Source organism: Azospirillum agricola (genome assembly GCF_017876095.1).
GTDB lineage: Bacteria > Pseudomonadota > Alphaproteobacteria > Azospirillales > Azospirillaceae > Azospirillum > Azospirillum agricola.
Window position 1 is genome coordinate 90,086 of the sequence record NZ_JAGINM010000025.1, and the last position, 7,412, is coordinate 97,497.

Sequence of the window (7,412 nt, forward strand, 5' to 3'; positions counted from 1 at the left end):
GGCCGGCGGCGCTTAGGGGAGCTTCCGTCCGGCCATGTGCCCGAGATAGGCGATCACCCGCTCCAGGTCGGCGTCGCTCAGCATCGCCGGGTCGAAGCCGGGCATCCGCTGCTCCGGCCAGCTCCGCACCGAGCGCGGGTCGCGGATCAGCCGGGCCAGCCCGGCCGGGGTCAGATACTCGGTCGGGTTCATCGGCCGGTTCAGGTCCGGCCCGACCTCGGCGCTCCCGGCGCCGCTCAGCCGGTGGCAGGCCATGCATTGCGTGACGAACACCGCCTGCCCGGCGCGGGCGGCCGAGTCGGACGGCAGCGCCGCGTCCACCGCGAGTTGCGGCCAGCGCTTCAGCGGGTCGTCGACGCTGACGAGGCGGGCGAGCTGGTAGGGCCACTGCTCGCTGCGGACGCCCGACGCCTCCGGCCGCACCCAGACCAGATAGAAGGGGCCGGCCGACACCGTCTTGCCGGGCAGCGGCGGCCAGGGCCGGTCGGCCGGCTCCACCGCCAGGAAGGCGACCGCCCCCTGGTCATCCGTTCGCAGGCACAGCTCGGGCGGCAGGGTCGCGGCGAAACCGTCGCTCGCCACCCCCTCCAGCACCGCGTCGGCCGGAAAACGGTCGAGGCCGATCAGGCTGGCCAGCGGCACCGCGCGGTAGCGCATGGGACCGCCATAGGCGACGTCGGCCGGTATGTCCACCGTCACCGCATCGGGGCGGGCCAGCAGCGCGTCGCGGTCGAACCTGCGCTCGATTCCGCCGACGGCGATGGTCAGTTCCGGCCCGCCGGCCAATGCCGGGGCCGAGGCCGGGACCATTGCCGCGAAGAGCAGCCAGCAGGCGGCCAGCAGGCGTGCGATCATTCGGAATCCTCCTCTTCGATGTCGGCGTCCGCGGCGGCATCCACAGGCGGCGAAGGCCGCGCCGGCGCCGCGCCACCCTCCAGCCGCTCGATCTGCTCCGGGTGCGTGATGTCGATCATGGGGCCGCTGCGCAGGCCGATCCAGCCGCGAACGCGGACGCGCCGCCCCTCGTAGGACAGCGGATCGATGCCGGCCTTGGCGAAATCGCGCATCACCGGGCGCGAAATGTGGACCGTCACGTCGGTGCGCCAGTCCTCGCCGAAATCGAGATAGGCCTCGCCGCCGGTCTTGGAGACCCGGAGTACGCGCCCCTCGACGATCTGGAAGCTGTCGCGGTCGCGGGCCAGCGCTCCGGGATCGGCGTCGCGCACGGCGTAGACGCGGGTCCGCCACAGCCCGCGCCGCGCGCCGCGCGCGCCGTCCTCCGTCGCCAGCATCTCGCGGGCGTAGGCGCGCGCGTCCGGCCGCGTGTGGACGCGGGCATGGCCGCGCGCCAGCATCTCCGCCTGGAGCCACAGCCCGTCGTCGCGCAGCAGATGCGCCATCGTCCGGCCGTGACGGTCGGGCGCGGTCTCGCCGTGCGTCGTCACCAGCCGGCCGAGCGCCAGCTCCGACAGGGCCGCCGCCGCCGCCTCGGCCAGCGGCCAGCGCCGTTCCTCGTCGGAAGGCGCGTTGCGCGGCGGCTTGGCGGCCTCGATGCCGGCGAGCCGGATCCGGCGCCCGTCCTCCAGCTCCAGCGTGTCGCCGTCGAGAACAGCGGTCACGCGCCAGCGCTCCACCGGCGCGGCGGCCGCCAGCAACAGGCTGAGCGCGAGCAGGCAGAAGCGGCGCATGGCGGTCGATCGGGAGCCACGGTGTCGGTGGGAACAACCGCCGGCCGGCGGGGTTCTGACCGGTATGCCGAGCTTCCCGCCCAACCGCAACCTCCGCCGCTGCCTCGCCAGCATCCTGGCCACCGGCCTGACCGCGCTGTGGCTGGTCGCGGCCCCGCCATCCCCCGCCCAGGCCGGCCTGTTCGACGGAAACGAGCAGGCCGTCGGCGCCCAGGAGCACCCGAAGATCCTGGCGCAGTTCGGCGGCGCCGTGAAGGACGCCCGGCTCCAGGGCTACGTCGACCAGCTCGGCCGCCGGCTGGCCGCCACCACCGAACGCGCCCGCGACCCCTGGACCTTCACCGTGCTGGACAGCGAGGTGGTGAACGCCTTCGCCTTGCCCGGCGGCTACATCTACGTCACCCGCGGCCTGCTGGCGCTCGCCAAGGACGAGGCCGAGGTCGCCGGCGTGCTGGCCCACGAGATCGGCCACGTCACCGCCCATCATTCCGCCCAGCGCCAGACCCGCGAGACCATCGCCGGGCTGCTGGCCGCCGGGGCCGGGCTTCTGTTCGGCAACGAAACGGCTGCCCAGCTCGCCGGGCTCGGCGGCACCGCGCTGGTCGCCAGCTACTCGCGCGAGCAGGAGACCGAGGCCGACGAGCTGGGCGTCGCCACGCTGGAGCGCGCCGGCTACGATCCCTTCGCCATGGCGACCTTCCTGGAGACGCTGCGGCGCGACAGCCAGTACGCGGGCCTGCGGGAAGGCCGGAGGACCGACGGCGGCTTCGACTTCTTCGCCAGCCATCCGCAGACCGAGGACCGAGTCCGCCACGCCGCCGACCTGGCCCGCGCCCGCCCGCCCGGCGGCGTCCGGCCGCGCGAGCCCTACCTCGCCGCCGTCGACGGCATGATCTACGGCGACAGCCCGGAGAACGGCTTCGTCCGTGGCCGGACCTTCGCCCATCCAGGCCTTGGAATTTCCTTTTCGGTTCCGGAAGGATACAGCCTGCTGAACGGAGCCGAGCAGGTCATCGCCAAGAGCAGGAGCGGTGCCGCGCTCGCCTTCGACGGCGGCCCGGCGGGTGGTGTGCGCGACCCGGCCGATTATCTGGCCCGCGTCTGGGGCAAGGGCGCCAGTCTCCAGGGCCTCCAGGCGACCACCATCGGCGGCCTGCCCGCCGCGACCGCCGTGACGCGCGGGGAGACCGGCGGGGAAGCCGCCGACATCCGTCTGGTCGCCATCCGTTTCGACAACGACACGTTCTATCGCTTCACCTTCCTGGCCCCGGCCGGGGGGCTGGCGCGCGCCGATCGCGATTTCCAGGCCACCGCCAACAGCTTCCACCGGCTGACCCGGCAGGAGGCGGCGCAGCTTCAGCCACGCCGCCTCCGGGTCGTCGCCGTCCAGCCGGGCGACAGCATCGAGGGCTTCGTCCGCCGCATGCCGCAGGAGCCCTACGCCGAGGAATTGTTCCGGATCATCAACGATCTTCCGCCGGGAGCACCGCTGACTCCCGGACAGGCGGTGAAGCTGATCGAAAGCCGCTGACGGGTTTCCCTGTCACAGATTTCGCGTCGCACGATAACGGATTTCGCGCCGCGCGATGGTTGCTCCCGCCGGTGCGCCTGGGTACCCTGCCGGCCATGGTCGACGCCCCAACAGCACCCCCGGCGGACAGCGCGCGGGCAGCCAGGATGGCGGCCGGAGCGGGAGCCGGCCGGGCCGCCCGCAAACGGCTGCGGCTGCCCATAGCGGCGGTCCTGGTCGCCGGCTTCGGCTCGCTGATGCTGCTGGCGGTGGCCAGCGTGCTGGTGCTGGGGCTGGTCAGCGCCGGAACCAACACCTTCGCCCTGCTGAACGACAAGGCCGATCTGGCTCTGGCCGGGGTCGAGGTGCGGGTCCGCCACCAGCTCGACCCGGCGCGTGACATGGCGCGCTTCCTCGCCGGCCTGATCGAGCGCGCCGACCTCGACCCCGCCGACTCGAACGCGATGCTCATGACGCTGCGCGGCGCCCTGGCGGCGGCCCCCGACGTGACCGGCGTCGCCTTCCTGCGCCCCGACCTGACCGGCTTGCGGGCCGGGCGGCTGAACGGCGGGCTGGTCGCCGGCCCCTTCGACATGCAGGGGGAACCCGACATCCCGCCGGAAATGCTGGACGGCCCCAACCGCAGCGCCGCCACCTGGGTCGATCCGCGCTGGTCGAAGGAGGCGTCGAACAGCTTCGTCTCGCTCTACCAGCCGGTGCGGCGCGATGGGCGCTATCTGGGGCAGCTCGCGGTCGCCGTGTCGCTCGGCGACCTGTCGCGCTTCCTGTCTCTGCTCTATGTCGAGCAGGGGCTGAACGCCTTCGTCCTCTACGACCACTCCCATGTGCTGGCCCACCCGGCGCTGGTCGGCCGCAGCTTCGACTTCTCCAACAAGCCGGACGGCCCGCCGCTGCCGCGCACCGACCAGGTCGACGACCCGGCCCTGGCGGCGCTGTGGACCAGCGGCACCCCGGTGCAGGCGCTGAAGAAGCGGGTCGAGGGCAAGGCCGTCAGCGTCATGGGCGACGACTACCTGTTCCTGATGCGCGCCATGTCCGGCTATGGCCAGCAGGACTGGATCATCGGCATCGGTTTCCGTGAAAGCGAGATGAACGGCGAGGTCCGGCGGCTCTACAAGACCGGGCTGGTCGGGCTCGCCATCCTGCTGGTCTCGGTCGGGGTGGCGCTGTATGTCGGGCGCAAGATCAGCCGGCAGGTCGCCCGGCTGGCCGAGGCCGCCGACCGCGTCCGCGCCTTCGAGTTCCGCGCCATTCCGGAGCTCCCCGATTCCCGTCTGCGCGAGATGGCCCGCGCCGCGAGCGCCTTCAACGCCATGGTCGCCGGCCTGCGCTGGTTCGAGACCTACGTCCCGAAGGCCCTGGTGCTGCGGCTGATGCGCCAGCGCGAGGGGCTGCCCGGCGACGCCGGGGGAGGCGGGTTGGCCTCGGTGCAGCGCGAGGTGACGGTGATGTTCACCGACATCCGCGGCTTTTCCCGCATGGCCGAGCGCATGGCCGCCGCCGACACCGCCGCCCTGCTGAACGAGCATTTCACCCTGCTCGCCGCCTGCATCGAGGCGGAGGGCGGCACGGTGGACAAGTTCATCGGCGATTCGCTGATGGCCTTCTGGGGCGCGCCCGAGGCGCAGGAGGACCACGCCGCCCGCGCGCTGCGCGCCGCCCACGCCATCCACCAAGCGGTGAGCGCCGACAACCGCCGCCGGACCGCCGCCGGGCAGGCGCCGATCCAGATGCGGATCGGGCTGCACAGCGGCCCGGTGGTGGTCGGCAACATCGGCTCGGACAGCCGGATGAACTACACCATCATCGGCGACACGGTGAACGTCGCGGCGCGCATCGAGGAGTTGTCCGCCGCCCTCCAGGGCGAGGCGGAGGTGATCATCCTGACCAGCGGCGTCACCGCGGCCAAGGGCGGCGGCGCGGCCCCGCTGGTGCGCCAGGGCGGGCGTTCCCTGCGCGGCCGCACCGGGATGACCGAGCTGTGGCGGCTGGTCGCGACCGGCGCCGACTCGCCGGGGACGCCCCCACCGATGGACACGGCCGCCGCCGTCCCGTCCCCCGAGACGGCCGGAATCACACCGGCGGCCCGATAATTCCCGCTGCGGGATGGCAGCCGGGACGCACCGGTGCCATAGTGCGCGTTACAACCCCTTCCATTGCCCATCGGATGAGGACACCGCCGTGACGCTCGAACTTTGGATCGTCTACGCGCTCGCGGCCATCGGCCTGTCGCTGACGCCGGGACCGAACGGCCTGCTGTCGCTGACCCATGGCGTGCGTTTCGGCTTCGCCCGCACCGTCTTCACGGTGCTCGGCGGCGTCTGCGGTTTCCTGGTGCTGGTCGCGGCGTCGCTGGCCGGGATGGGCGCGCTGCTTGCTGCCTCCGAAACCGCCTTCACCATCGCCAAATGGATCGGCGCCGCCTATCTGGTCTATCTCGGCATCCGCTTGTGGCGGGCGCCGGCTGCCACCGTCAGCGCCGACGCCGATGCGGGAACCGCGAGGCACGCCGCCAGCCCGCTGCGGCTGTTCGCCCAGGGCTTCCTGGTCGCCGCGTCGAACCCGAAGGCGATGATCTTCTTCGCCGCCTTCCTGCCCCAGTTCATGGTTCCGGGCGCATCCTTCTGGCTGCAATTCGCCGTTCTCGGTGGCACCTTCGCCCTGACGGAATTCTGTTACGAACTGGTGCTGGCCGGCATGGCCCAGCGCATCGCCCCCTGGCTCGGCCGCCATGGGCGCTGGTTCAACCGCGTCACCGGCGGCACCTTCGTCGGCATCGGCGGGCTGATGGCGACGGCACACCGGGTCTGACGCCCGGTCCCACCGCCTACCGGACAGGCTACGCGCGTTCGCGCACCTCCGCGATCCGCCCCCGGAAGTGATCGACCTCCCGGCGCCGTTCCCGCTTGTCGGCATACATCAGCGCATCGGCGTCGCGCAGCGCCTGCTCGGGCGATGTCGAGAAGGGGTCGGCGTGGAGCACGCCGAAGCTCGCCCCCGGATACGCGAAGCTGCACGGGCCGAGAGCGAACTCGCCTTCGATCAGGGACGCCAGCCTCCGCCGCGTCGCCTCGGCCACCGACGCTCCCGCCATCTCGCCCGACGGCACCAGACCGACGACGATGAACTCGTCGCCCCCGAGCCGCCCGAGCACGTCACCGGTGCGCAGCCCGCCGGACAGGCGATGCCCGACCTCGATGAGGAACGCATCGCCGGCGTCATGCCCATAGGTGTCGTTGATGCTCTTGAACCCGTCGAGATCGATGAAGACGATCAGCACCCGCTGCCCCGTCCTCTCCGCCAGAGTGAACATGCGCCCCAGCGCCATGAGGGCGAAGCGCCGGTTCGGCAGCCCCGTCAGGGCATCGGTGGAGGATTCCGCCTCCAGCGCCGCGTTCGCCTTCTGCAACTGTTCCAGCAGCTGCTCCCGCTGGATGTGCTGGGCGATCAGCGTCGAGAAGAGCGTCAGGACCTGCCGTCCTTCCCGTGAAAAAGGCCGGCTCTCCGTGCTCGCGGCACACAGCGTCCCATACAGCCGGTTGTCGTCGAGATAGACCGGCGTGCTGGCGTAGGTCCGGATGCCGAGGCTTCGGGCGGCTTCCGAGTCCCCCCAGCAGGCGGAAACGTCTTCCGTGTAGGAACGCCCTTCGTCCAGCGCCCGCTTGCACAGCGTATCGTCCCAAGGAACCGACAGCCCTTCTGGAATTTGCATCGTCTTGCTGTTGCGGGAAAAGATGATGGTCTGGACACCGGCGTCCGCGTCGATGCGGGTCAGATAGGTGCTCTCCAATCCGGTGATCAGTTCCAGCAACTCCAGCAAAGGGTGGGTCAGCTGCCCAACGGTGCGGGCCGACACCAACGTGCTGGAAACCCGCTCCAGAAACTCCTGAGGGACCATTGCGTTGATCTGATTCATGGATGGCACGCCCCTATGCTGTGAACCACACCCAATTTCCGCGAGCTTATCGCCTTGAGTTTCCATCACCATCGCGCTTCCCACAGCCGATGCGTGTTCGCGCGATTCGACGCTGGCGGTTCGGCCTTTCTGTCTGGAGACGAGGAAAAGCCCCTGAAAGCGAAGCTTTCAGGGGCTTTGATTTGGTTGCGGGGGCAGGATTTGAACCTGCGGCCTTCAGGTTATGAGCCTGACGAGCTACCGGGCTGCTCCACCCCGCGGTTGCCGGTGTGCGTGA

Annotated in this window: 6 protein-coding genes and 1 tRNA gene; 3 read left to right on the plus strand and 4 right to left on the minus strand. The window is 71.2% G+C overall.

All coding sequences use genetic code 11. The features are described from left to right. Nucleotides 1-12: 12 nt before the first annotated feature. Both J2847_RS28245 and J2847_RS28250 read right to left on the minus strand, forming a co-directional pair. Nucleotides 13-855 carry a c-type cytochrome gene (locus J2847_RS28245; protein WP_209782074.1) on the minus strand — a complete coding sequence of 281 codons (843 nt, stop codon included), beginning with the start codon at nucleotides 853-855 and terminating at the stop codon, nucleotides 13-15. Continuing rightward, a complete protein-coding gene (locus tag J2847_RS28250; RefSeq protein ID WP_209782075.1) occupies nucleotides 852-1,688 on the minus strand; it encodes a thermonuclease family protein in 837 nt (278 codons plus the stop codon). Before J2847_RS28250 ends, J2847_RS28245 begins: the two co-directional genes overlap by 4 nt. Before the next feature lie 64 nt (nucleotides 1,689-1,752). Here J2847_RS28250 and J2847_RS28255 point away from each other — a divergent pair, with 64 nt between their 5' ends. The 3 genes from J2847_RS28255 to J2847_RS28265 all read left to right on the plus strand — a co-directional run bounded on the left by J2847_RS28255 (nucleotide 1,753) and on the right by J2847_RS28265 (nucleotide 6,030). Continuing rightward, the gene (locus tag J2847_RS28255; protein WP_233474847.1) at nucleotides 1,753-3,219 is read left to right on the plus strand and encodes a M48 family metalloprotease; all 1,467 of its coding nucleotides are present in this window, start codon (nucleotides 1,753-1,755) and stop codon (nucleotides 3,217-3,219) included. A 71-nt stretch (nucleotides 3,220-3,290) separates the two neighbouring features. After that, entirely contained in the window at nucleotides 3,291-5,312 is a 2,022-nt protein-coding gene (locus J2847_RS28260; RefSeq protein ID WP_325169500.1) for an adenylate/guanylate cyclase domain-containing protein, read from the plus strand. Nucleotides 5,313-5,400: 88 nt separating this feature from the next. Further along, nucleotides 5,401-6,030 carry a LysE family translocator gene (locus tag J2847_RS28265; protein ID WP_209782077.1) on the plus strand — a complete coding sequence of 210 codons (630 nt, stop codon included), beginning with the start codon at nucleotides 5,401-5,403 and terminating at the stop codon, nucleotides 6,028-6,030. Between the two features lie 28 nt (nucleotides 6,031-6,058). Here the strand turns inward: J2847_RS28265 and J2847_RS28270 are convergent, their stop codons facing one another. Continuing rightward, nucleotides 6,059-7,207: a sensor domain-containing diguanylate cyclase gene (locus J2847_RS28270; RefSeq protein ID WP_233474848.1), complete on the minus strand. Its 1,149-nt coding sequence runs from the start codon at nucleotides 7,205-7,207 to the stop codon at nucleotides 6,059-6,061. 111 nt (nucleotides 7,208-7,318) lie between these two features. After that, nucleotides 7,319-7,395: transfer RNA gene (locus J2847_RS28275), tRNA-Met, on the minus strand. Nucleotides 7,396-7,412: the final 17 nt, after the last annotated feature.

Bases quoted from the DNA above. Each gene is read 5' to 3' on its own strand.
- J2847_RS28245 (WP_209782074.1), bottom strand. From the start codon at position 855: ATGATCGCACGCCTGCTGGCCGCCTGCTGGCTGCTCTTCGCGGCAATG.
- J2847_RS28250 (WP_209782075.1), bottom strand. From the start codon at position 1,688: ATGCGCCGCTTCTGCCTGCTCGCGCTCAGCCTGTTGCTGGCGGCCGCC.
- J2847_RS28255 (WP_233474847.1), top strand. From the start codon at position 1,753: ATGCCGAGCTTCCCGCCCAACCGCAACCTCCGCCGCTGCCTCGCCAGC.
- J2847_RS28270 (WP_233474848.1), bottom strand. From the start codon at position 7,207: ATGGTGATGGAAACTCAAGGCGATAAGCTCGCGGAAATTGGGTGTGGT.